The sequence below is a fragment of the Cupriavidus sp. SK-4 genome (assembly GCF_000611125.1).
Lineage (GTDB): Bacteria > Pseudomonadota > Gammaproteobacteria > Burkholderiales > Burkholderiaceae > Cupriavidus > Cupriavidus necator.
On the sequence record NZ_JFJW01000168.1, the window covers coordinates 1 to 22932 of the forward strand.

The window sequence follows — 22932 nt, forward strand, 5'->3', positions numbered from 1 at the left end:
CTCAGCACACAGAATTCCTGACACCTCCGACAGTCGCCGGCCTCAGCCGGCGCTCAACACCCACTCCGCCAGCTTCTTCGCATCGTCCTCACCAAGGCTGCCATGCGGCGGCATCGGAATCCGCCCCCACGCGCCCTTGCCGCCTTCGCGGATCTTCTTTGCCAGCCGCTCCGCCGCCTGGCTGTCGCCCTTGTACTTGGCGGCCACCTCGGCAAACCCCGGCCCCACCAGCTTTGACTGCATGCCATGGCAGGAAAAGCAGCCGCTCTTGTCGGCCAGGGCCTGCATGTCGGCGGCCGTGCCGGCCAGTGCCGCGCCCGGCAGCAGCGCAGAAGCCACCACCAGCGCCATCCATTCCTTGTTCATACCTGTGTCTCTCTTCGTCCCATTTCGTCCTGTTGCAACCGCGCCCGGCGCACGCGGCGCACCCATGATGCGATGCGCGCGTGCGCCGGACAGTGTCAACTCCCGCCAGGTCAGCTCTTGTGCAGCTTGAACACCCACACCGAGCCGCCCTGCTCCAGGAAGTTCACGCGCTTGGCCACCTCGCCGCCCCACAGCGGCACCGCGCCACCCCAGCCGGACACCACGGCCACGTACTGCTCGCCGTTCTCTTCCCAGGTGACCGGGGGCGCCACCACGCCGCTGCCGGTCTGGAACTGCCACAGCTCCTTGCCGGTCCTGGCGTCGGCCGCCTTCAGGTAGCCTTCCGGCGTGCCCCAGAACACCAGCCCGCCGGCGGTGGTCATCACTCCGCCCCACAGCGGCGCGCTGTTCTTGACCTCCCACATGATCTTGCCGCTCTTGGGGTTGATGGCCCGCAGCGTGCCGATATAGTCCTCGTTCAGCGGCTGGATGGTGAAGCCCGCGCCCAGGAAGGCAGCGCCCTTCTTGTAGCTGATGGGCTCGTTCCAGATATCCATGCCCCACTCGTTGGCGGGCACGTAGAACAGGCCGGTCTGCGGGCTGTAGGCCATCGGCTGCTGGTTCTTGCCGCCAAGGAAGCCCGGCGCGGCAAACACGGACTTGCCCTTCTTCTCGTCGCTGCCGGCGGCAGGGTCGCCGGGGCGGCCTTCGGCGATGTAGTTCGGTCGGCCGCTCTTCAGGTCGATGCCGGTGGCCCAGGTGATCTTCTTGACGAAGGGGAAGGCGTTGACCAGCTTGCCGCTGGCCGCGTCGTTGACGTAGAAGAAGCCGTTGCGGTCGGCCTTGCCGCCCATGCGCTTGCCGTCCAGGTCGAAGGTCACGAACTCATTGACGCCATCGAAATCCCAGCCGTCGTTCGGGGTGTTCTGGTAGTGCCAGGCGATCTTGCCGGTGGCGGGATCCAGCGCCACCGTCGAGGCCGAGTAGAGGTTGTCGCCCTTGCGGATATGGCTGTTCCACGGCCCCGGATTGCCGGTGCCGAAGTACACCAGCCCGGTGGCCGGATCATAGGTGCCGCCCAGCCAGGTGGCGGCGCCGCCGGTCTTCCAGGTCTCGCCCGGCCAGCTTGCATTGGCGGTGCCGGTCACGCCGTTCTCGGTCTTGTTGCCGTCCTTGTCGTACTTGTAGCCCATATGGCCTTCGACCACCGGCCGCGACCACACCAGCTGCCCGGTCTTGGCATCGCGTGCGTCGACCCGGCCCACCACGCCGAACTCGCCGCCCGAGATGCCGGTCAGCACCATGCCCTTGACGATCATGGGCGCCGCCGTGTACGAATAACCGGCGGCATAGTCCTCCAGCTTCTCCTTCCACACCACCTTGCCGGTCTTCTGGTCCAGCGCCACCAGTTGCGCATCGAGCGTGCCGAAGATCACCAGGTTGTCGTAGAGTGCCGCACCGCGGTTCACCACGTCGCAGCACGGCATGATGCCTTCGGGCAGCCGGTGCTCATACTTCCAGAGCTTGCGCCCGGTCTTCACGTCCAGCGCATAGATGCGCGAATACGAGGCCGTCACGAACATCTTGCCGTCATGGATCAGCGGCTGCGATTCCTGCCCGCGCTGCTTCTCGCCGCCAAACGAGAACGACCACGCCGGCACCAGTTGCCCGACGTTCTTCGTATTGATGCGCGACAGCGTGGAATAGCGCTGGCCTTGCGGGCCCATTCCCCACGACAACACATCGCCGGGGCTCTTTGCGTCGTTCTCGATCATGGCATCGGTCACTGCCGCCTGCGCGGCCAGACTGGCCGCGGCAGCCGCAACCGCCATCACTGCTCGTAACGTCCTCATTGCCATCTCCTCTCTTGTTTTGGGTTTCCCTGGTGCGCCACTGCGCCACACACCAGACATGCCTTTGGCAATTCCCATGCCAGTCGCATCCCCGCACCAGAACGCCGGTTGCGGCCCCGTTGCGTGATGCCAGCCGTGCCAGCGCGCAACACTGCGTTGCAGCTGCTCCAGAATTGAACAGCCCGCCACGGCTGGCCAGCGTCAGTGGCCAAGCGCGCTTTCCTCGCGCGCCGGGTAGAGATGTCCTACGTTGCGCAGGTACTCCGCGGGCATCGCGGCCCAGTGCGCATAGGGCTGCGGCACCGGCATCGCCATGACCTCGGCCAGGTCCCGCCCCTGCGCCGCGGCCTCGCGCAGGCGCGTATCCAGCCATTGCAGGTAGCCGCGCGTCTGCGCGATGGCCTCTGTGCCGCCGCCGGCCGCAGGCACTGGCCCGTGGCTGGGGACCAGCACGCGCGCCCCGCTGTCGGCCAGCAGCGCCTGCAGCCGGTCCAGGCTGGCCAGCCAGCGGCCGATATCCGCGTGCGGCGTGGTCGGAATGCGTTGCCGGAATACCAGCCCGCCGGCAAAGACCACGCCCGCGCTGTGGTCCAGCACCACCAGGTCGTCGCTGGTATGGCCGTCCAGGCGCACCAGCTCCAGCGTATGGCGCCCGATCGTGCGCCGGCCCGGCGCCAGCGCGTGGGCAGCCGGCGCGGGCTCGGTGCCGCGCATCCAGTCGCCGCACAAGCGGTAGAGGTTGTCGGCATAAGCGGCGCCCTCGCGCCGCGCCCCGTCGATGGTGCCGGCCAGGGCGCTGCCGCCCACATCGGCATAGGCCTGGTTGCCGAAGAAATAGTCGGGATGCAGGTTCAGGTTCAGCACCAGCCGCACCGGGGCGGCCGTGACCGATGCAATCGCCTTGCGCTGCTGCTCGCCATACAACCGCGACGGGCCGGTGTTTATCACCACCACGCCGTCGCCGGTGTCGATAAACGCGGTATTGATGATGTTGCAGCCGTTGCCGGGCGCGAAGTCGGCATTGGCGCCTTCCAGCAGCCACACGCCCGCGGCGATCTCGCGCGGGGCCAGGCGGTAGTCAGGAGGCTGCAGCGCGGCCTGCTGGGCGAATGCCGGCGGCACGGGCTGTCCCGCCAGGCATAGCAGCAACCACAGTAGCAATCGTCGCTTCATGGAGGCACCCGCGCCGCGATGCGGTTGCCGTTGTTGTCGTGGCCGGCCACCGTCATGCCCGGCGGCACGGCATCGCGCAGGTCGAAGGAGAAAATCGGGTTCTCGGCAACCGGCTCATGCAGCGTCAGTCGCAGCAGCGGCTGCCGGGCCGCGTCGGCCAGGACCAGGGTCTCGATATGGAACGCCGGGATGCCCGCCGCCAGGCCGGTATCCATCGGATGCATCACGCGCAGCCGCACGCGCGCCGCGGCCCCGCCGAAGCCCGGGAACACGCGCGCGTCCACGCGGTTGAGCGTGCGGCTCCAGCTGCCGTCGCGGCGCGTGGCGCCGGGCACCGTGCAGCCCCCGCCGCCGGCATCGACCAGCACGCTGCCGACATGCCAGGTGCCATCGCGCGTGCGCGCCGCCACCCGCACCGGCGATGCCTGTTCCAGCTTGAAGCGGAACGACAGCGACGGGCGCACCCGCAGCGGTTCGAACGCCAGCACCTCGCGGATCGGGTTGCGGTCCACCGCCACCACGATGCGATCCACTTCGCCCAGCGCCGAGGCATCGAAGGCGATCGGCACGCGCATGGGGTCTTCCGCAAACGCCGGCCCGGTCACCCTGACGCGGCTGTCGAACACCACCGGACCAGCCTGCAGCAGCTCCTTGTGGATCCAGGCCCATTGCGGCGACTGCAGCGGATCGCTGTGCGCGATGACGGCGCCGTCTGCCACGGCAGCCGCTACCGCCGGACTGGCCAGGCCCAGTGCTGCCGCCATCAACAGGACCATGCCCCGCGTCCGCCGCCTCATGCCTGCTGCCCCCGGCGCGCCATGCCGCGCTGCGGGTCGTAGCCCTGCAGCGCCAGCGCGAAGAACACCACCGCGCTGCCCGCCACCACCGCCAGGCTCAGCGGCGCCACCTGCCCGTACAGGGCAAAGCGGATCGCCTCGACCGCGTGGGTGAAGGGATTGAAGCGGGCCAGCTGGTACACCACCTGCGCGCCCGACTCCTGCAGCTTCCACAGCGGATACAGCGCCGAGCTGATGAAGAACATCGGGAAGATCACGAAGTTCATGGTGCCGGCAAAGTTCTCGAGCTGGCGCACATGGACCGACAGCAGCAGGCCCAGCGCGCCCAGCATCAGCGCGGCCAGCGCCATCGCGCCCGTCGCCGCCAGCAGGTGCAGGGACTCGAAGCGGATGCCGAAGGCCATCGCCACCAGCAGGAACGCGGCCATCTGCAGCAACGACAGCACCGTTCCCGCCGCCAGCTTGCAAGCCAGCAGCCAGCCTCGCGGCAGCGGCGCGGTCAGCAGCAGCCGCATCACGCCCATCTCGCGGTCGTACACCATGGCCAGCGACGACTGCATGCCGTTGAACAGCGCGATCATTCCCAGCAGCCCGGGCGCCACGTAGACCTTGTATTCGATGTAGGTGTCGTAGGGCGGCGCAATGGCGACGCCCAGCGCGTTCTGGAAGCCCGCGGCAAACACCAGCAGCCACAGCAGCGGGCGCACCAGCGACGACAGCAGGCGCCCGGGCTGGCGCAGGTACTTGCGCAGCTCGCGCCCGCAAACCGCGCGCAGCGCGCGCCAGCGATGGATCAGGAGGGAGGCCATGGGTGCGCTACGCGGATGGGGCCCGGCACGCCGTGTCGGCTTCATCGGCGCCCAGGGTGTCGAGGTTGTTCTTCGGATGCAGCACGCCGTCCACCGGGGCCATGCCGACCACGCCGTCAGGGTGGGCCAGCAACACCGGCTGGCGCAGCTGGCGGTCCCAGCGGCGGAACGACAGTGGCGGCCCCTTGAAGCCGTCCACCACCACCTGCCCGGCGGCAAGCGCCTGCGCCTGTCCGGCAAACCCGGCCCTGGGCAGGCGCGCCACGCTCTCGGCAATGGCCTTGACCGCCACCCAGGCAGCCCAGTCGTAGCCGGTCATCGGACGGCCCGCCGCCCGCATGAAGCGCCGGTTGAGCTGCGGCCCGCCATTGCGCTCCCAGGTCCAGTGCCACGCCTGCGCGCCCAGCCCGCTGGCGCCCACCACCGGGCGCGGCAGCAGCGTGGCGTAGGGCACGCCGCGGGCGAACTCGCCGTCGGCATCGGCCACCACCACCACGTCATAGTCCACGCCGCCGGTCAGCAGGCCAAGGTTGGCCTGGTCGCGCTCACGCGGGTCGTTGGACAGCCTGAAGGTGCGCTGCGCCGACCAGGCAATGCCAAAGCGCCGCGCCGACGTCACCAGCGCGTCGCGCTGCGCCGCATCGGCCGCGGACGGGCCGCTCAGCAGCAGGACGCGGCGCCATTTGCGCAGTACCAGGTACTGCATCAGCGCATCCGCGCGCATGCGCAGGCTGGGCAGCGTGTGCAGCAGCACCGGCGCGCAGCCTGCGCCGCGCAACGCGTCGTCATCGGCCGACACGTTGAACAACAAGGCCTCGCCCGGCTTGACCGCGCCCGCGGCCGCCCTGACCGACGCCGACGGCAGGTCCAGCAGGATATAGCGCGTGCCCTGCCGCGCCAGCGCAGCGACCAGCGGGGCCACCTCGGCGCCGGTGCGGGCTTCCTGTGCTTCCAGCCTGAGCGACTGGCCCGCGGCCTCGAGCGCAACGCGCGCTTCGGCGGCCGCCACCTGGGCGCCATCGAGCGCGCGGCCCTGCGGCTGGCCGGGATAGCGCTGCGCCAGGCGCCGGGGCGCATAGCGCGCGTCGTCGGCCTGCGATACGACCGCCACGCGCACCTCGGCAGCGTGCACCGCGGCAGGCAGCCACGCCAGCGCCATGGCACCCAACCCGGCACGCCACCACTGCCACCACGCACGCGAGCGCTCAGTCATCGATCGCCACCGAATGCGGCACCCGGCCCGCCTTGAGCGTGGCCACCGCCCTGCGGCTGGCGGTGTCCACCACGCTGACATCGTCGGACAGGCCGTTGGCGACATAAAGCCGCGCGTTGTCGCGGCTCAGCGCCAGCCCCCATGCGCGGCGGCCGACCAGCACATAGTCCTGCACCCGGCGCGACGCCACCTCGACCACCGCGACATGGTTGGCGCGGCCCAGCCCGATATAGGCGCGCGTGCCGTCGCCGCTGGCCGCCATGCCCACCGGGGTCACGTCCTCGGCGCGAAAGCCCCGGGGCGCAAAGGCGATGGTTTGGGCCACCTCGAAGGTATCGGTACGGATCACGCTGACGCTGGCCGACAGCTCGTTGGACACCCACAGCTCCTTGCCGTCGCGCACCAGCAGCAGCCGCCGCGGCCGGTTGCCGACCTGGATATTGCGGATCACCTTGCGTGAGGCCACGTCGATGACATGGACCAGGTTGGCCACCTCCGAGGTCACGAACACATGCCTGCCGTCGGCGCTGACCTTGACGCCCTCCGGCTCCTCGCCCACCCTGACCGCGAACACGCGCTTGCCCGACGCCGTGTCGTAGGCCGACAGCAGCCCGTCCTCTTCATTCGAGACATAGAGCGTGCGGCCGTCCCGGCTGAGGTCGAACAACTCCGGATCGTCCCCCACCGGCAGCGATGCCACGGTCTTGCGGCTGGCCACATCGACCACATCCACCCGGTTGTCGTCGCTGCAGGCCACGTACAGGCGCGTGCGGTCGGGCGACAGCTGCAGGTGGCGCGGGCGCTTGCACTGCCGCCATACCGCGACCAGCTGCCGGCTGCGGGCATCGAAGACGGCGAGGGCGTCGTCCTTCTCGCTCGAGACAAAGACCTGGTTGGTGGCCTGGCCGACGGGGGGCGCGGCCCCACCCTGCGCACCTTCAGCCAGGCCGGCGGCAACCAGCAGCGTCGTGACCAGCAGCAAGGCGCCGGCAAACCAGCGGGGAGATGGCATCTTGTTCATGCGGGTACGCGCCTCGCGGCCGGGTCAGTGACAGGGGCCTGCGGCGTCATGGCCAGGAAGGCGCCCTCCAGGGTGTCGCACGCCGCGGCGCCGCGCAGTGCGGCCGGGGTGCCGTCGAAACGCACCATGCCGCGGTCCAGCACGATTACGCGGTCGGCGTGCTCCACCTCATGCACCAGGTGGGTGGCCCACAGCACGCCGGCCTGCGCCCGCGCCTTCAGGCGCCGCGCATCGGCCACCAGCTGCGCGCGTGAGGCCGGGTCCAGCCCCACCGTCGGCTCGTCCAGCAGCAGCATGGCCGGTTCATGCAGCAGCGCGCGCGCCAGTTCCACCTTGCGCCGGTTGCCGCCCGAAAGCTCGCGCACCGGTGCGCGCGCACGCGCCGCCAGCCCGAAGTCATCGAGCAGCCGGTCGATGCGCTGCGCCGCCACGCCGCGCGGCAGCCCGTGCAGGTCCGCGTGAAAGCGCAGGTTGGCCAGCACCGGCAGGTCCAGGTCGATGGCCGGCTGCTGGAACACGATGCCCAGCCGTGCCAGCGCGCGCACCGGATCGCGCCGCATGTCGCTGCCCATGACCGTGACCTGACCCGCATCGGCCACGAACAGGCCGCTGAGGATCTGGAACAGCGTGGTCTTGCCCGCCCCGTTGGGCCCGAGCAGTGCCACGAACTCGCCGCGCCGCACGCTGAGCGAGACCCCGTCCAGGGCCACGCGGCTGCCGAATGCCTTGCGCACGGCGTCGCAGCACAGCGCCAGCGGCGCTTGCATGGCCATCACAGCTGCCCCCTGGGCCGCGCGGTGCCCACGCGCTCGGCAAAGGTACGCTCGGTCTCCCACGCATGGCGCAGGAAGGCATCGTATTGCGCGGTATTCAGGTAAGTCAGCTCCTGGTCGTACCTGGCCAGTTCCGCAAGGTGGCGCGGCTGCTGCATCGCGGCGCGGAACGCGTCATGCAGGCGGCCGACGATGGCCGGATCGGTGCCGCGCGGCACGCCGATGCCGTAGGGCGAGTTATGGACCGCATCGGCAAAGCCCAGCTCGCTTACCGTCGGCACCTCGGGCCAGCGCGGTGAGCGCTGCGCGCTGAACACGGCCAGCAGGCGCAGCTTGCCGCTCTCAACGAAGGGTGCGAAGCCGGTGGAATTGACCCCCGCCATCAGCGAACCGTTGGCCACCGCCAGCATCTGGTCAGCGGTGCCGTGATACGGCACGTGGATATAGCGCACGCCGCTGCGCCCGAGCACGTCCTCCATCGCCAGATGGGCCGTGGTGCCGATGCCGGTGGAACCCACGGTCAGCTCGCCCGGATGCGCGCGGCCCCAGGCGACCAGGTCGCGCAGCGAGCGCAACGGGCTGTCTGCGGGCACCACGATGCCGAAGGTATAGCCCGAGATCATCAGCACCGGCTGGATGTCGCGCAGCGGCTGCCAGGCGGTCTTCTGCTGATGCGGGAAGCGATACACCGTCAGCGGCAGCTGGCCGATGGTGTAGCCGTCCGGCCGCGCCGCGGCAAGCAAGCCGCCCACCAGCGTGCCGCCGGCGCCCGGCCGGTTCTCCACCACGACCGGCTGCCCCAGCTCGCGCCCGGCCAGCTCCGCCAGGATGCGCATGGAGATATCGGTGGCGCCGCCCGCTGGCCATGGCACCACCAGCGTGATCGGCCGCGACGGATACCCGTGCGCGCCCTCGGCCAGCGCGGCGCCCGCATGGACCAGGCCGAGGCACGGCAACAGCAGGCAGGCAAGGCAGCGACCAAGGCGGGGGAACATGGCTGGGCACCAGGCAGAGTGTTGATGCGGGTGAACAGAGCAAGGCCGATACCATGTGCAGCGCAGCATGGGGCCGCGCTCGACGCCAGGCGTTGCCTGGCCGCGCCGGACGCACTGCCGGACGCTGCGGCCAGGCCGTGCCTTGTGCGGTGCGCCGCGCACGACTGTCTCATGGTTGAGCACTGGCCGGCTGCTTGTGCCCGCAGCTGTCCTGTTTTGTGACAGGCGCAGTCCCACCACGCCGAGGCGCATGCGAACGCGCCGTAGCGGCATACCGATCCCCCGTTGCGAGGCCCAAGGTATGAAACCTGCTCAGCTCCAGGCAAGCTTTACCCAATGCAGGTATCGCACCGCTTATCCGGAGGAGACGGAACATGCCAGCCAACCCGCGCCCCGCATTGCCAGTGCAGGCGCAACGCGACACCGTGGCATGCCGCGGCAAGGCCAGCCGCGGCGCCGCCACCGCGATTGCCGTGGCGGTCGCCCTGATGATGGTCCAGCGGCCCGCTGTTGCGCAGCAGGACACCCCTGTCCCAAACCAGGACAGCGCCATGCTGCCGGAAGTCCTGGTGGTGGCCGCCGCGCCGCTGCCGGGCATCGGCGTGGACAGCGACCTGGTGCCCTACACCGTGCAGACCGTGCGCGGCGACGACCTGGACCGGTCGCGCGCCGGCAACCTGGCCGAGTACCTGTCCCGCAACCTGGCCGGCGTCAACGTCAACGACATCCAGGGCAGCCCGTTCCAGACCGACATCACCTACCGCGGCTTCCGCGCCTCATCCATTCCGGGCGTGCCGCAGGGCCTGTCGGTCTACCTGGACGGCATCCGCGTCAACGAGCCCTTCGGCGACGTGGTCAGCTGGGACATGATCCCGGAAGCCGCGCTGGCGAGCGTGTCGCTGGTGTCCAGCGCCAACCCGGCCTACGGCCTCAATACCCTGGGCGGGGCGCTGACCATGACCACTCGCTCCGGGCTGGACTCGCCCGGCTTCACGGCCGACCTGTCCTACGGCAGCGGCGCCCGCAAGCGCGCCGACCTGTCCGGCGGCGTGCGCAGCGACAGCGGCTGGCACGCATTCGCGGCCGGCACCCTGTTCCAGGAGCATGGCTGGCGCGACCAGTCGGGCGGCCGGCTTGGCAACGTCTTCGCCAAGGCTGGCTATGCGGGCGACACTGACAGCTGGGACGTCTCCGTGCTGCACGGCCGCAGCACGCTGACCGGCAATGGCTTGGTGCCGAGCTTCCACGCCAGCGGCAACGGCACCATGCCCGACCTCTACCAGGCCAACCGCCATGCGGTCTACACCTACCCCGACCAGACCCGCAACCAGTTGACCCAGGTCGCCGTCAACGGCCGCCACTGGTTCGACGACAAGACCAGCGCCGCCGCGCTGGCCTACGTGCGCACCAGCCGCCGCGACACCACCAACGGCGATGTCAACCCCGCCTACGAGGCCTATGCCGAAGACTGCGAGGACGGCTTTGCGCCCGACGGCAGCCCGCTCGGCGCCGACTGCGGCATGACCCGGGCCGAAGGCGCCGCGCTGCATCCAGCCGTGATCAACACCACCCATATGTGGCAGCAGACCGTCGGCATGGCGCTGAGCATGGCCAGGGAGACCGACCGCCACCTGCTCAACGCCGGCCTGACCCTGGACCGCAGCCGCCTGACCTATTCGCAGTACGCGCAGCCCGGCACCTTCACCGACGACCGCGGCGCCGTGGCCGACCCGGACGCCCCCAACGCCCTGTTCTCCGGCGTCGGCGGCAGCTCGCGCATGCTCGGCCTGTACCTGTCCGACACCTGGTCGCTGACCCCCAGCACCTTCCTGACCGCCTCGGCCAGGTGGAACCACGTCGCGGTAAGCAACACCCTGCGCAACAGCGACGGCAGCGAACAACCGCGCGAGAGCTTTACCTACCGCCGCCTCAACCCGGCGCTGGGGCTTTCGCAGAAGCTGGGCGGCAGCGTCACCGTGTTCGGGGGCTACGCCCAGAACAACCGTGTGCCGACCGTGCTCGAACTCGGCTGCGCCGACCCGACGCGGCCCTGCCGCCTGCCGGCCGGCCTGCAGGCCGACCCCTACCTGAAGCAGGTGGTCTCACACTCCTATGAAGCAGGCGTGCGCTGGCACCGCGGCAAGGACACCGAAGTCACCGCGTCGCTGTACCGCGTCGACAATCACGACGACATCCTCTTCCTGCGCGCGCCGAACACCCAGCTCGGCTATTTCGCCAACTTCGACCGCACCCGCAACCAGGGTCTGGACCTCACCGCCCGCCAGCGCGTGGGCGATGTCACGCTGCGGCTTGCCTACAGCTATCTCCAGGCCACCTACCAGGCCGCCGGCCAGCTTGCCGCCGGCGAACGCACCATCGACATCCGGCCCGGCATGCGCATGGCTGGCCTGCCCCGCCATACGCTCAAGGTGGGCCTCGACTGGCAGGCACTGGCCGGCCTGACGCTTGGCGCCGACCTGGTGGCGGTGTCAAGCACCGTCTCCAGCGGCAACGAAGACGGCCTGCGCAGCGACCCGCAGCCGGGCGCGCCGCCGAAGACCGCCGACTGGCATGTGCCCGGCTACGCCACCCTGAACCTGCGCGCGGCGTACAAGGTGAACAAGCGGTTTGAGATCTATGCGCGCGTGGCCAATGTCTTTGACCGGCGCTACGAGACCTATGGGCAGATCGCGAACGATGTGTTCCCCGGCGGCAGCCTGGTGCGCCCGCATGTGGCACCGGGGGATGCCGCCAGCGCGCTGTTCGTGGCACCGGGCGCGCCGCGCAGCTTCTGGCTGGGGGTGGTGTTCCGGATGTAGCAAGCGAGGCAGGCCGGATCCACATATACGCCGCCACGGCGTTGCCCTCACTCGTTTGAGTGTATTCAACCCCTCCCCTACGGAAGAGGGGATCAGCGCCAGGGAACTGCGGCCGACATGGCGGGGAGAAGGGGGCGCGGTCCGGCAGCCGTGGCGCGCCGGGATCCATGCAAAGCAAACAAGGCATGCGCCCCCTGTCCATCGAGAATGAGGAGGAATGCCGTGCGCGACAACCAGCCCGTCACCCAGCGCGAGTTTGATTTCCCGGACAACGCCACGCTGATGTCGACCACCGACACGCAGAGCTACATCACCTACGCCAACGCCGCGTTTGTCGAGGTCAGCGGATTCGCGCGGGAAGAAATCCAGGGGCAGCCGCACAACCTGGTGCGCCATCCCGACATGCCGGCCGAAGCCTTTGCCGACATGTGGGCCACCCTCAAGGGCGGAGAGCCATGGACGGCGCTGGTCAAGAACCGCCGCAAGAACGGCGACCATTACTGGGTTCGCGCCAATGCCACGCCCGTGGTGCGCAACGGCCGGCCTGCCGGCTACATGTCGGTGCGCACCAAGGCCACACGCGAGGAGATTGCGGCCGCGGAAAAGCTGTATCGCGATTTCCGCGAGGGCCAGGCCGGCAGCCGGAAATTCCACAAGGGATTGATCGTGCGCACTGGCCTGATGGGCTTTACGTCGCTGTTCCAGACCATGCCGGTGCGCTGGCGAGTGCGGCTGGCGCTGGCAGCCCTGCTCCCCGTCAGTATCATCGGCGCCTGGGGCATGGGCCTTTCCGGCGTGGCACTGCCAGGCTTTGCAGGGGTCATGGCGCTTGCCACGTTGCTGGCATCCTGGTGGCTGCAAAGGCAGATCACCACCCCGCTGGAACAGGTCCTGCAGCAAGCGCTGCGCGTGGCGTCCGGCGAAAGCCAGAAGGCCGTGCACATGAACCGCGTCGACGAGATCGGCATGACGCTGCGCACGATCAGCCAGCTTGGCCTGATGTTCCGCTGGCTGATCGACGACGTCAGCGGCCAGGTCGTCAATGTCCAGACCGCCAGCAATGAAATCGCGCGCGGCAATATCGACCTGAGCGCGCGCACCGGGCAGGCGGCGTCCAGCGTGCAGGAAACATCCGCGTCGACGGCGCAGATGACCTCCACGGTGCAGAGCAACGCGGAAACCGCGGCGCAAGCCAACAAGCTGTCCGGCTCTGCCAGCGTCGCCGCGGAGCGCGGCGGGCAGGCGGTATCGGAGGTCGTCACCACCATGAACGAGATCACCGAGAGCTCCCGGCGCATCGCCGATATCATCGGCGTGATCGATGGCATTGCCTTCCAGACCAATATCCTGGCGCTCAATGCGGCGGTGGAAGCCGCCCGCGCCGGCGAACAGGGCCGCGGCTTTGCCGTGGTGGCGGGCGAGGTGCGCAGCCTGGCGCAGCGCAGCGCCAATGCCGCCAATCAAGGGGCTGATCGATGTCAGCGTCCACAATGTCGCGTCCGGCGCCAAGCTGGTCGACGAAGCCGGCAAGACCATGGACGACATCGTCTCGCAGGTCAAGCGCGTGTCCGACCTGATCGCCGAGATCAGCGCCGCCACCACCGAGCAAAGCAGCGGCATATCCCAGGTGGGGGGCGCGGTCAGCGACCTTGACAACATCACCCAGCAGAACGCCGCGCTGGTCGAGCAAAGCGCGGCTGCGGCGGAAAGCTTGAAGCAGCAGGCAACACGGCTGGTGGAGGCGGTCAGCGTGTTCCGCTGAGCAATGCGGCGCGGGCCGTCTGTCGGCCCGCCCCCGGGGCGCGCTACTATTCGCCTGACACGGCGCCTTTGCGTCGAGCGTCAGCCCTGCCCCCAACCCGTCATGACCCGCATTGTCCGCATCGCCCTCCACACCCTGGCATCCGCAGGCCTCATGTTCCTGAGCAGCGCGCATGCCACCGACATCGACTGCGATCCGTCGGCCACGCCTGCCAGCGCCACGCAGGCGCAACGCCTGATCTGCGAATCTGCGCTCTTTTCCATGGGCTACCAGCGCATCTATGCCGACCAGCAGCGCCTGCTCAAGGCGCGGGCAATCACTGAAGCTGACATCGCAGCGTTCCGCAAGAAGCGGGACCGTTGCGATTCAGCATCCTGCCTGGACACGGTCTTCCGGGAATGGAATGCGTTCGCCAGCCGGGCGCGGGTCCCTTGACCGGAGCGCCATGGCGGGCAGTCCCGCCCGCCCGGACTCAGAAAGCGCTGGCTGGCACGGCGCCGTGGCCGGCAGGGCCGGCCTTGCCTTTCTGGACGCCGGATGCCAGGGCACGGATGGCGGCTTCGCGGGAGTTTCCGATGCGCTTGTGCGCGGTCTCCAGGACCGCATCGATATCCCGCCTGGTCACGGCGCGCTGCAGGGCACGCCAGGTCTTGAAGGAATTCTCCAGCGACCCGGGACGGGATGCGAGCCCCAGCCGCACATAGCGCAGGACCCGCAGCGAGATGGAATTCAGCAGCTCCCCGACCAGCCGGTTGCTCGACAGGTCCGCCATGGCCATGTTCGCCAGGAAGGTCACGCTGATATAGGCGTCCACGGATTCCTCGACGGCCTTGCCGAGCCGCGGCATGAATTGCTCGAACAGCGCATCAAGGGCGTCCGCGCGCTCTTCCATCAGCTGCCTGAGCAGAATCGTAAACAGTGCGTCCCGCACGACGTAGATATCCCGCAGATCCTGGGCATTGGGCTCAGTGACAATGGCGCCGCGCCGTGCGCGGAACTCGATCAGCCGCTCCCGCTCCAGGATGCGCAAGGCCTCGCGCACAGGAGCGCGGCTGACCTCCAGGACCTCGCTGATGTCTTTCTCAAGCAGGCGTTGGCCTGCGTGGATCACGTCGATCGTAATCAGTCCCGCCAGCCGCACCGCAATCTGGTCAGCGACGGATGCCGACCAGTCGCGTCCATGCATAAGCGCCTGCTCGACCGCCAGCGTAACCGGATTCTGCGGTGTTTGCGGCGCAAGCAGCAACTGCAGTTCTGGCGTGTTGGTAGTCTTGAGTCTGCCCATGAGGGGTAAATCCTTCCGATTATTGGGGAACCGGTCGGGTGTTGCCCTCGATCGGCGCTGCACCGCTCGCAGCGTCCAAGATCTTACCTTACGTGGCGTATCGGGCGGATGGCCGAGGGTGGCATTCCGGTCGGTGCAGGCTAGGCAGTCGTCTTTCGGCGCACTGTGCCGCGTGTGGACCGGCTCCCCTTGGGGCTGCAACCAAATTGCGCGTGATACCAGCGCGAGAATCCGCTCGGCGCGGAAAAGCCGAGCAGGGTCGCCACCTCGGTCAACGGACGATCGCTCTCGATGACATGACGCGCGGCGAGTTCCGTGCGGATGTCGTTGACGATCGACGAGAAGCTTTGCCCCTCTTCCGCCAGCCGGCGCTGGACCGTGCGGCACACCACGCCCAGGTGGTCCGCCACCTGCTCGATGCTGCAACGTCCGCTGGGCAACAGCAGCAGGACAATGCGCCGCACGTCCTCAAGCATGGTCGCCTGCTGCGACATGACAGACGCGTCTATCAGCTGCTGCGCGTAGCGCGCCATGGCCGGATCGGCAGACGGGTTGCGTGCATCGAGGTCGGCCTTCGCGCAGATGATGCAGTTGAAGTCATAGTCGAACTCGACGCAAGGGCCAAAAAACCGATGGTGCGTACCAAGGTCGCGCGGGGCCGGGTGCTCGAAGCATACGCGCCGCGGCTCCCAGTCGGGCTTGAGAAGCTGGCGTATCAGCCGCACCATTACCCCCAGCGCCAGCTCAACCCGTTGGCGCGTGGGCTGATGTGCACTGCCAGCGATGACCGCCTCGCGAATAATGACCAGTTCGCCGCACTCCTCTACCGCCAGCGACAGCGCACCGTTTAGCAACGCCTGATAGCGCATCAGCATGCGAAGCGAGTCGCGCAGCGTCGCCTGGTCGCGGATCAGCAATCCTACGGCCCCAAGATTCGACAACAGCCGCGACTCGGCCATGCACAGTCCGAAACTCTCGTTGCCTGACATGGTTGCCGATGCCTGCAGCAATCGTCCTACACGCTCCACCGGAATCATGAGGTCCGGCTCGTGCAGCACGCTCGGACTTAACCCCGCGTCAAGGAGCATCCGCACCGGGTCCAGTCCGGCGGCTCGGGCGACCTCGCTGTAGTTGGTGAGGGCCGCAGCGCGGACTAGTGACGACATTGGAGACCTGAGTAGAACATTGACATGGAATGATAAATCCCAGTCATGTAGTGTCAAGCGGGAGAAACCCGTCACATCCAGACTCGCAAGGATCGATCGGCCTAATCTGCAATAGGAGACAGCGTTCATGATTCAGCGCCTCAAAGCGGCACCCGCAGTGGTCCGCGCAACCTCTCTGGGCAATTCGATCCAGGTCGAGCAAGTCACTTGCACGATCGGTGCGGAGCTCGGCAACGTCAACCTCGGCGCGGCTGCCGAAGACGACCAGCTGATGGCAGAAATCCGGGCCCTGCTCCTCAAGCATCGCGTGCTGTTCTTCCGCGACCAGGACATCACGCGCGCACAGCACGTGGCTTTTGCGCGCCGCTTCGGCGAGCTGGAGGACCATCCTGTGGTGGGCAGCCATCCTGATTACCCGGGGCTGGTTCAGATTTACAAGACCCCCGACAGCCCTCCCGACCGCAACGAGAATTCCTGGCATACCGATGCCACCTGGCGCGAAAAGCCACCGCTAGGTTGCGTGCTGCGCTGTATCGAGTGCCCGCCCGTGGGCGGCGACACGATGTGGGTCAATATGGTCGAGGCCTATAACCAGTTGCCCGAGGAGATCAAGACAAAGATCGCCGCATTGCGCGCGCGCCACGGCATCGAGGCCAGCTTCGGTGCCGCCATGCCGATCGAAAAGCGTCTTGCACTGAAGGCTCAATACCCGGATGCCGAGCACCCGGTTGTGCGCACCCATCCTGAAACCGGAGAGAAGATCCTGTTTGTCAACGGAAGCTTTACGACGCACTTCACCAATTACAACGTGCCCGACAACGTCCGCTTCGGGCTGGACAAGGCGCCGGGTGCCAGCAATTTGCTGAACTACCTGGTCAGCCAGGCCACCATCCCCGAATACCAGGTGCGTTTCCGCTGGAAGAAGAACAGTGTTGCGTTCTGGGACAACCGTTCGACCCAGCACTACGCAGTGATGGATTACCCCCCGTGCCACCGGAAGATGGAGCGCACCGCCATCATCGGTGACGCGACTTACTGAAAGATCGACGTGATCGGTCGGGCATCTGAACTCCGCTTCTGGCTGTGGCGAGTGGCCGCAGGCCGAAGCGTTCATTCGCGAACTCTCGTGAGCGGACCTGCCGGAACGGTAGTCACCCAGCCAGTTCAGCCAGTTGCGCGGCCAGGTGACTGCCGTATTACTCTGGCTGGTAGTTAATGGACTTCAGCAGCGCGGCCTGTTGCTGGTATGCCTGCTTCAGATCCGCCATCATCTCTTCCGAGGTGACGGCATTCCCCTGCTCCATGCCCATATCCTTGACGCGGTTCTGCACCCCGGGTTGCTTGAAGTACGCCAGCGTCGCCTCGCGGATTTTTTGCTGGACTGCCGGAGCGACATCCGGGCGCGACCACACGGCGAACCAGCCTGCCTGCGCCAGCTGCGGGTAGCCGAGCTCCTTGAACGTAGGCACATCCGCCAATGCGGAAATTCGGCTTGGATAGGCCACCGCAATCGCTTTGATCTTGCCCGCCTTGATCAGCGGCAATGAGGTAGTCACCCCATCGAACATCAGCGGCACGTGGCCGCCCATCAGGTCGTTCAACGCCGGAGGCGAGCCCTTGTAGCCAACATGCCGCATTGGCACATGGGTGAGTTGCCCGAGCAGTATGCCCGAGGTGTGGCCCCTCAATCCCGCAGCGTAAGACGCGAAAACCAGGCCGTCCTTTTGCGATTTGCCGTAGTCCACCAACTGCTTCAGGTTGGATACAGGCACATCCTTGTTGGCAACCAGTACCAACCCCGTCCGGCTGACCTGGGCCAGGGGCTTCAGGTCGGCAAAGGGCTTGTAAAGGACCTTGTAGGCCAACGGCGCTTCGCTCACGACGCCGCCCTGGATGACCAGAAGGGTATGACCATCCTTGCCGGTGGCCTGCAAATCGCTGATCGCCAGCGCGCCGGCGGCACCAGGCTTGTTTTCCACGATAACCGGCTTGCTCCACGCCTTCTGCAGGCCTTCCGCCAGCAGCCGCGCCAAGGCGTCGGCGCTGCCGCCGGCAGGCCCTCCCACCACCAGGCGGATCGGCTTGCTTGGCCAATCCTCCTGGGCCTGGGCCACGGGCATCCCACCGACAACACCAACTCCGATCGCCAAGGCGTATCCGCGCCACCATAGGTTATTGGTTCGCTTCCTCATGTCTGTACCTCTTGATTGCCGTCCTTTCTCCATTCTCGGATCGCCCCGCGTCAACCGGCTTGACCGATCACGACAAGTTGTTGTCGATTCGCGCAAACAGAGGGAAAACCCTGCTCGCGGTATCGGCCACACGGCAATTGAGGTCTCGAGGGTGCACGGCAGCAAGGCGAAGGAACGGGCCGCATACCGTCGCGGGTCCCGCCTTCGCCATCACATGTTGGGTCCGGGATGCCCGGCCGTCAGTTCCCCCAAGAGCTGTTTACATGCATTCGGCCTTGCGCAGGAAGCCCTGGTGGCCACCGTTGCGATTGGGTGCGAAGCCATTCTTCTGAAGCGTCTCTTCCACCGTGTCGTAGAAGACCCCAAGCTGCAAGATCTCTCGGGTCTGCTGCGCTGTCGCGATGGGGCGGCCAAATTCGCCGGCGATACGCACCAGTTGCCTGATCTGCTCGACGGTGCTCATCTTTCCCGTGCGGGTCTGGTTCCAGAGTACGTCCTCGATGCCACACCGCACATGCAGGCCCAACGCCATGCCGATCATGTTGATGGGAAGCACATTCAGCACCGAACTCTCCACCGTTACCACGGCTCCGTCCGGCACAGCCCGCAGGATGTTTGCCAGGTTGTAGATGTTCGCCTGGTCCATGCCGCCGCTGATAGCCACCCAGTTCATCACCAGCGGGCCCTTGTAGACGCCGCGGCGAATCATCCGCTCGATCGTTTCAAAGCTGTTGATGTTGTAGCACTGAAACTCACTCTGGATCCCGGCGGCTGTCAGGCGCCGAACGTGCTCCTCGAACCAGCTGGGATTCGAGGGCACGACCATGTCCTTGTAGGTATCGTAGAGGTGCGCGAACCCTCGCGACAGTCCCTTGAAATCATCCACACCAGCATGCTCCGTCACATTCATCTGCGAGGTGTTGACGGTCACCGTCACCTGGTCGGGCTTCGGATCGAGTTCGGCCAGCATATGCCGCGTGTCATCGCTAAGCCATTTGGCGCCTTGGCCCTCTTCAGGCGCGAAGCTGATAGAGCCTCCCACCTGGATGACCATTTCCGGACAGGCCTTGCGCACGCCGGCGATCAGCTCATTGAACTTGGACAGGCGCTTGCTGCCCTTGCCGTCCTCTTCGCGCACATGCAGATGCAGCACTCTCGCACCGGCTTCGTAGCAATCCACCGCCTTCTGGATCTGATCCGCCATGGTGACAGGGATATCTTCCGGGAAGTCTGACGGGATCCAGCCCGGCGCATAGGGAGCGGCGGTGATGATCAGAGGCTGCTGGTTCTCGGGATACAGGTGGCCGTCAAGGAAGTTCATTATTGATGGATCTCCGGGTTGAGATGTGAATCTTGAGAATGTCGAATTGGATGAGAGCGCTGCGTCGTGCTGTCAAATCACGAAAATGGACGAGCCGGTGGTCTTGCGAGACTCCAGGTCCCGGTGCGCCTGCACTGCATCCTCCAGCGCATAGCGCTGATTGATCCCGATGCGGATGCGGCCAGCCGCCACGTGGCCGAACAGCTCGCCGACCAGTTCCGCCTTCTCGGCAGGGTCGGCGATATAGTCGGCCAGGCCCGGGCGCGTCAGGAATGCCGAGCCTTTGCGGGCCAGAATTGCCGGATCGAACCCGGTGACCGGGCCGGAGGCGAAACCCACGCACACCAGCAAGCCGCGGCGCTTGAGGGAGTCCAGCGAGGACATGAAGGTGTCCTTGCCCACGCTGTCGAAGACCACGTTCACGCCCACGCCGTCCGTCAGTTCCCGCACGCGCCTGGCCACGTCCTCATGGCTGTAGTTGATCGTGTGGTCACAGCCGTTGGCGCGCGCCACTTCGGCCTTGGCATCGGTGGAAACCGTGCCGATCACCGTCAGCCCGAGCAATTTGGCCCACTGCGAAACGATCAGGCCGACACCACCTGCCGCGGCATGCAGCAGGATGGAGTCGCCCGCCTTGAAGGGGTAGATCCGGCGCATCAGGTAGGCCGCTGACAAGCCCCGCATGGTCATGGCCGCCGCGACTTCGCAACTGATTGCCTCCGGCAGCTTGATCAGCGGATCGGCAGAGATCAGCCGCTCCGTGCTGTAGGCGCCCAGCGTGTTGGTAAATCCCGTATAGGTGACACGGTCGCCGACCGCCAGATCGGTGACGCCGGCACCGACGGCCTCGATCACGCCGGCGGCCTCGTTGCCGATGCCGCTGGGCAGCGGAACCTTGTAAGTACCGCTGCGGAAGTAGGTATCGGCAAAGTTCAGGCCTGCCGCCACGTGGCGGACGCGAACCTCCCCCGGTCCGGGCTCGCCAACGCTGCCGTCCTCAAAACGAAGGACGTCGGGTCCGCCTGTTTCGTAAAACTTGATGAATTTCGCCATGTCGTCTCCTGTTCTCTATCGAATATGACCGTCCACCTGCAGATCGCGGCGTGAGCGAGTGTCTTTAGCGACGATTGAATCCTCTGGCAAGGCGCAACGTTCCGCTTTACCTTGCACGCCTTGAACTTTCCTTCTTATGACAAAGGTCCGCTGGAGCAGGTGCGCCAGCGCCTATTCGTCGACCTTGATCCCTGCGTCGTTGGCGATCTTCGTCCAGACTTGCAGATCATTCCGGACGATCTCGCCCAATTGCGCGGAGGTCTTTACCGGAGGTGGCTCGAAGTTCAGTTTCTTCATCAGCGCCGCGATCTCCGGCAATGCCTGCACCTTGTTGGCCTCATCGGCCAGCCGCTTCACGATCGCCGGACTGGTTCCGGCCGGCGCGAACATGCCGAACCATCCCACCGTATTGAACTTGTAGCCCTGTTCACTCAGGGTCTTGACGTTGGCAAGCTGTGGCGAGCGCACGTTTCCGACAATGGCAATGCCACGCACCTTCCCGGAGCGCAGGAACGGAACCGCCACGCTGGGATCGGTCCAGCCGATCTTCAGCACCCCCGAGGAGAGCTCGGTGAGCAGTTGACTGGATGTCCGATATGCGACGTGCTCGGTCTTCATGCCGGTCTGCTTCTTCAGCCATTCCATCGTCAAGTGCGCGGACGAGCCGGTGGCCCAACTGCCATAGCTGTACTTGTCCGGATTCGCCTTCACCAGCTCGATCAGTCCTGGCAAGTCGTGCACCGGCAGATCAGGGCTCACCAGCAGCAACACCCCACCCGCGGCGGTCTGCGCGATCGGCACCAGGCTCTTTCTTGCCTCCTGGGATACGGACTTCATGACGGCCGGCGCAACCACCATGTTGGATGCGGTTGTGTAGAGAATCGTGTAGCCATCCGGCGCCGCCTTGAGGACGGCATTGGTCCCGATCACCCCGCTGCCGCCCGGCCGGTTCTCCACGACCACGGCCTGCTTCAGCGATTCGGAAAGGCGTTGCGCCATGGCCCGCGCCAGCGCGTCGGTTCCCGACCCGGGAGACGACGGAACGATCATTTGAATCGGGCGTGCGGGCCAGGCTTCCTGCGCCTGCACCGGCCCCGGCGCGCACAGGGCAATGATTGCCTCTGCGCACAATGTGATGGCGAGCAGCTTTCTCAGTGATGACATCGTCGTCCCCATGTTCTCTCGACTATTTCCCAGCCTGAAAAGTGCTGCCAGCCCCACCACTGTGCGGCAAGCGATTTCTACCGGCTCAGGCTATCGTGCGCAAATCATAGCAGTCGTCTTTTTTATTGTCGACATGAATATATTTGGCTGGTCGTGAGGATGTCGGACTCGATTCAGTCGGGCTTTTTGCCCGTTGGCGCCGTGCCCTCCGTCTCAGGCGCCTCGAAGGCATCGAACAAAAAGTCGGGGGCGCTGGTGTTGTGACGCGACCGGACCGTACGGCCGAATCGCACCGCGGTCGCCTGCATTGAAGTGACTGCCATCACCGGCTTCCTGATGGCCACACCAGCCGGCCCGGTGGTCCAGGTGACCTCGCTCGCGTCTGCGTTGTCGTCGGCAACATACATGGAGCGCAGCATCGCGAACGGGCGTTTGGCATCGTAGGCCGGCAGGAACCGGACATCGAGCGCAGTACGTGTATCGCTGATGTCAGTGATCGTGACCGTTGCCTGGCCTCCGCCCGTGAAATGCAGCCTGAAAGCCAAGGGCTGCGGCTCGATTTCTATCCGCGCGATGTTGACCACCGGGCGCCCTTCCTGCTCTACCGGCCCCAGCAGGAACGAAGAGCCATAGGCATTGACACCCAGATGGCGGGCCGGCAACGGTTTCGCCCGCCAGTAGCCATCGGCGGGATAGAGCACCAGGACCTCGGAACGCGTCCGGCCTGATTTCCGAAACACCTGGATCAGGTGAAAACCGGCATCGGCCCTGCCCGCTACCGTGACCGGCACCCGATTCGGCCGCCAGAAGCTGGCGAACGTGATGCCGACAATGGCAATGTTCCTGTCGTCATGAAGGGTGACCGTGCGCGGCACGAAGACATGGCGGGGATCAGTCGGGTGAGGCGTCTTGCCGAAGTTGCACCCGGAGAAATCCGGCGCTGAGCTGTCAATGCGGATGGCGTTGACGTAGGGGGGATGCAATGCCTGGATCCGGAACCTGCCAACCGCGGCGGCGGACAGGGAGAACGAGACGTTGTCTTCTTCCGCGCATGGGCCTGGCGTGCTTAAGTTCTCGACCTCCACGGCCAGCCGCTGCGCGCAAGCCGGCACGGAAAGCAGCACCAGGCACAGGGCCGCGACAAGGCGCGTTGCGCGCATGCCAGGCTCC

19 protein-coding genes and 1 pseudogene are annotated in these 22932 nt (G+C 66.6%); 4 read left to right on the top strand and 16 right to left on the bottom strand.

What is annotated here, in order from left to right; translation table 11 throughout:
* Window positions 1-42 precede the first annotated feature (42 nt).
* The 9 genes from CF68_RS32035 to CF68_RS32075 all read right to left on the bottom strand — a co-directional run bounded on the left by CF68_RS32035 (window position 43) and on the right by CF68_RS32075 (window position 9000).
* Entirely contained in the window at window positions 43-366 is a 324-nt protein-coding gene (locus CF68_RS32035) for a c-type cytochrome (protein ID WP_035826985.1), read from the bottom strand.
* 110 nt (window positions 367-476) lie between these two features.
* On the bottom strand, window positions 477-2219 hold the full coding sequence (locus tag CF68_RS32040) for a PQQ-dependent methanol/ethanol family dehydrogenase (RefSeq protein ID WP_035826986.1): 1743 nt from the start codon (window positions 2217-2219) through the stop codon (window positions 477-479).
* A 201-nt stretch (window positions 2220-2420) separates the two neighbouring features.
* Complete coding sequence (locus CF68_RS32045) at window positions 2421-3392, bottom strand: quinoprotein relay system zinc metallohydrolase 1 (RefSeq protein WP_035826989.1); 972 nt, start codon at window positions 3390-3392, stop codon at window positions 2421-2423.
* Window positions 3389-4168, bottom strand: a complete 780-nt coding sequence (locus CF68_RS32050) for a quinoprotein dehydrogenase-associated SoxYZ-like carrier (RefSeq protein ID WP_035826991.1) — start codon at window positions 4166-4168, stop codon at window positions 3389-3391. The genes CF68_RS32045 and CF68_RS32050 overlap by 4 nt, the downstream gene beginning before the upstream one ends.
* Before the next feature lie 17 nt (window positions 4169-4185).
* Complete coding sequence (locus CF68_RS32055) at window positions 4186-4998, bottom strand: ABC transporter permease (protein WP_035826993.1); 813 nt, start codon at window positions 4996-4998, stop codon at window positions 4186-4188.
* A gap of 7 nt (window positions 4999-5005) precedes the next feature.
* The gene (locus tag CF68_RS32060) at window positions 5006-6211 is read right to left on the bottom strand and encodes an ABC transporter substrate-binding protein (RefSeq protein ID WP_035826995.1); all 1206 of its coding nucleotides are present in this window, start codon (window positions 6209-6211) and stop codon (window positions 5006-5008) included.
* A complete protein-coding gene (locus CF68_RS32065) occupies window positions 6204-7232 on the bottom strand; it encodes a PQQ-dependent catabolism-associated beta-propeller protein (protein WP_035826998.1) in 1029 nt (342 codons plus the stop codon). The genes CF68_RS32060 and CF68_RS32065 overlap by 8 nt, the downstream gene beginning before the upstream one ends.
* Window positions 7229-8005, bottom strand: a complete 777-nt coding sequence (locus tag CF68_RS32070; RefSeq protein ID WP_035827000.1) for an ABC transporter ATP-binding protein — start codon at window positions 8003-8005, stop codon at window positions 7229-7231. The genes CF68_RS32065 and CF68_RS32070 overlap by 4 nt, the downstream gene beginning before the upstream one ends.
* Window positions 8005-9000, bottom strand: a complete 996-nt coding sequence (locus CF68_RS32075; protein WP_035827002.1) for a tripartite tricarboxylate transporter substrate binding protein — start codon at window positions 8998-9000, stop codon at window positions 8005-8007. Before CF68_RS32075 ends, CF68_RS32070 begins: the two co-directional genes overlap by 1 nt.
* Before the next feature lie 374 nt (window positions 9001-9374).
* On the opposite strand from CF68_RS32075, the gene CF68_RS32080 reads away from it, so the two are divergent.
* The 3 genes and pseudogenes from CF68_RS32080 to CF68_RS32090 all read left to right on the top strand — a co-directional run bounded on the left by CF68_RS32080 (window position 9375) and on the right by CF68_RS32090 (window position 14016).
* Window positions 9375-11819, top strand: coding sequence for a TonB-dependent receptor (locus CF68_RS32080; RefSeq protein ID WP_051591787.1), 2445 nt, complete (start codon window positions 9375-9377; stop codon window positions 11817-11819).
* 222 nt (window positions 11820-12041) lie between these two features.
* A pseudogene (locus CF68_RS32085) lies at window positions 12042-13581 on the top strand (methyl-accepting chemotaxis protein).
* A gap of 102 nt (window positions 13582-13683) precedes the next feature.
* Window positions 13684-14016 (top strand): hypothetical protein, encoded by a 333-nt coding sequence (locus tag CF68_RS32090; protein WP_035827005.1) that lies wholly within the window; start codon window positions 13684-13686, stop codon window positions 14014-14016.
* Between the two features lie 37 nt (window positions 14017-14053).
* On the opposite strand, the gene CF68_RS32095 is transcribed toward CF68_RS32090, so the two are convergent.
* Together CF68_RS32095 and CF68_RS32100 are read right to left on the bottom strand one after the other, a co-directional pair.
* Window positions 14054-14866 carry a GntR family transcriptional regulator gene (locus CF68_RS32095; RefSeq protein ID WP_035827007.1) on the bottom strand — a complete coding sequence of 271 codons (813 nt, stop codon included), beginning with the start codon at window positions 14864-14866 and terminating at the stop codon, window positions 14054-14056.
* Between the two features lie 140 nt (window positions 14867-15006).
* Complete coding sequence (locus CF68_RS32100; protein ID WP_035827010.1) at window positions 15007-16032, bottom strand: AraC family transcriptional regulator; 1026 nt, start codon at window positions 16030-16032, stop codon at window positions 15007-15009.
* Between the two features lie 127 nt (window positions 16033-16159).
* Between CF68_RS32100 and CF68_RS32105 the strand changes: the two genes are divergently transcribed.
* Window positions 16160-17071, top strand: coding sequence for a TauD/TfdA family dioxygenase (locus CF68_RS32105; RefSeq protein ID WP_084187570.1), 912 nt, complete (start codon window positions 16160-16162; stop codon window positions 17069-17071).
* 157 nt (window positions 17072-17228) lie between these two features.
* Here the strand turns inward: CF68_RS32105 and CF68_RS32110 are convergent, their stop codons facing one another.
* The 5 genes from CF68_RS32110 to CF68_RS32130 form a co-directional block, all read right to left on the bottom strand.
* Entirely contained in the window at window positions 17229-18224 is a 996-nt protein-coding gene (locus CF68_RS32110) for a tripartite tricarboxylate transporter substrate binding protein (protein WP_035827012.1), read from the bottom strand.
* A 259-nt stretch (window positions 18225-18483) separates the two neighbouring features.
* The gene (locus tag CF68_RS32115) at window positions 18484-19545 is read right to left on the bottom strand and encodes a 3-keto-5-aminohexanoate cleavage protein (protein WP_035827014.1); all 1062 of its coding nucleotides are present in this window, start codon (window positions 19543-19545) and stop codon (window positions 18484-18486) included.
* A 72-nt stretch (window positions 19546-19617) separates the two neighbouring features.
* Complete coding sequence (locus tag CF68_RS32120) at window positions 19618-20598, bottom strand: quinone oxidoreductase (protein WP_035827016.1); 981 nt, start codon at window positions 20596-20598, stop codon at window positions 19618-19620.
* Between the two features lie 171 nt (window positions 20599-20769).
* Entirely contained in the window at window positions 20770-21762 is a 993-nt protein-coding gene (locus tag CF68_RS32125; RefSeq protein WP_035827018.1) for a tripartite tricarboxylate transporter substrate binding protein, read from the bottom strand.
* 173 nt (window positions 21763-21935) lie between these two features.
* Window positions 21936-22922, bottom strand: coding sequence for a hypothetical protein (locus CF68_RS32130; protein WP_035827021.1), 987 nt, complete (start codon window positions 22920-22922; stop codon window positions 21936-21938).
* Window positions 22923-22932: the final 10 nt, after the last annotated feature.